The sequence below is a fragment of the Alkaliphilus transvaalensis ATCC 700919 genome (assembly GCF_000621485.1).
Taxonomy (GTDB): domain Bacteria; phylum Bacillota; class Clostridia; order Peptostreptococcales; family Natronincolaceae; genus Alkaliphilus; species Alkaliphilus transvaalensis.
Map to the genome: position 1 here is coordinate 1 of NZ_JHYF01000034.1, position 1,760 is coordinate 1,760.

Below are 1,760 nucleotides of genomic sequence, written 5' to 3' on the forward strand. Positions count from 1 at the left end.
TGCGTGTTCCTAAAATCACCTAATACTTCTAGCTTTCCCCGCCTGCGAAAGCGGGCGGGGGGAGGGGTTGAGGAAAACATCACTACAGTACATAAAAGACATATATATACTACAACATACAGCATAGAGAATAGATATATATAATATGCTATCAAATATACTCTCCCTATCTAATAATGATTATGGGTTATATAGATCGTTATGTTGATAGTTAGGATATGTCCCTACCTCCCCCTCCATAATGAAAAATAGCTAGTATACCTAATGATTAATGTTCATATATACTGAATTTTACATATCAAATAGTACTAAATATTCCAGTACGTTAAATAGATACCTATACTACCTTAGTTCTATATGGTTTAGATGTACACCAATCCACTGCATTTTAGGAATACTGATGTTGATTCGTCCCCGCCATCCACCAAAATGTTGGGGTGAGATAGAATTATCTAGTATTCCTCTCTATCAGTGAAACTTTAAAATAATTGTGGTGCGTATTAGACTAGATAATCTAGAACAAAATAAAACCATAATACTCACATTTACGTGGTACTATGGCTTTAAAGTTTTTAACTTATTATATAATTGTAAGTGTCAACTAACCCTCCATTATTTCCATAATAAGTTAGTTTCTTAACTTATCAATTAAAGGTTTAAACAGAGTTTTTCCGCAAATTTAAATATTTCTTCAATATTATCACTGCTAAAGTTAGCAAAAGAAAAAGCGACAGGATAGTAGTTTCTTCCCCTGTCGCTCACTTATTTTGGTGATAAATTATAAGTACTGGGACAACACACCTGTCCTCTCTTGCCTTGGCTAGTGGTTCCACTACCAAGCCACAGCGACTTTCATCCCCCCATTATCGCCTATGTTGGACATTCAAGATAAAAGACGGTTGTCTTTGAATACCCACCTGTATATTATTGTAATGCATCATTGAGTTGATGAATAAATTTTTCAAATAAACTTAATCTTTTCTTATCTAAGTTTATTGGCTCTATTCTTACATTATATTTATAGAAAAATCTATCGCCGACTTCCACTTCAAGCGACTTTAATTCTTCTTTATCTTCATGGCTCTCAAGGAATTCAAGCCAACACTCAATTTCATCGTTATGCCATTTTAATATTATATCTGTAGACATACTTCTCATATCCTCAACAATATTTTTTAGTTCTTTTAATGTATTAATTAATTCTTGGTGTTTCTGTGCTGTAATTATGTTCATCCCTTTACTTACTCTCCTTTATTTTAATTTCATGACATTAAGCCAACTGTCTGGAACCGAATTAAAGTCAATATATACTTGTTGTCCACCACCGTACAACCCCATTCCCTGAGGTCCAACTTTGCCAGCCAGTCCAGTAATACTCGAACCTTTTGGAATAGTGATTTCGTAAAGATTGCTTGCATTATTTCCCCATTCTTGTTTAATGGCATATTTTACCCTCCACTCAAACTCAGTTGCTGGGGGCGTGTCAGTAGTCCAGAATCCACCATTTTTATCTCCTATCCTGTATAGCTTTGTACCTCCATTATAAGTTGTTTCAGTTGCCTTACCACCTTCAAAAGAATTTCGTACATTTCTCTCCCACTGACTGCCCTCTGGAAGCTTCGGAGAAGAGACTTCTACTGTTTTCACCCCGTCCTGAATCGCATCCCTAAAAGCAATCTCCTGTTGAGTATAGATTGAACTATACTGCATACCTGACACAGTTCCCATTGTTAGCAACATCTGTGCCGTTGAATAGGCTT

The 1,760-nt window shown here is 35.7% G+C and carries 2 protein-coding genes; both read right to left on the reverse strand.

The genetic code is table 11. The features are described 5' to 3' along the window. Positions 1-924: 924 nt before the first annotated feature. Complete coding sequence (locus T335_RS0115275) at positions 925-1,233, reverse strand: hypothetical protein (RefSeq protein ID WP_026478308.1); 309 nt, start codon at positions 1,231-1,233, stop codon at positions 925-927. 18 nt (positions 1,234-1,251) lie between these two features. Further along, positions 1,252-1,760: hypothetical protein (locus T335_RS22525; RefSeq protein ID WP_207640682.1), on the reverse strand; the 509-nt coding region annotated here is incomplete at its 5' end.

What these genes read in the sequence shown, in the direction of transcription:
- T335_RS0115275 (WP_026478308.1), bottom strand. Translation starts at nt 1,233, where the DNA reads ATGAACATAATTACAGCACAGAAACACCAAGAATTAATTAATACATTA.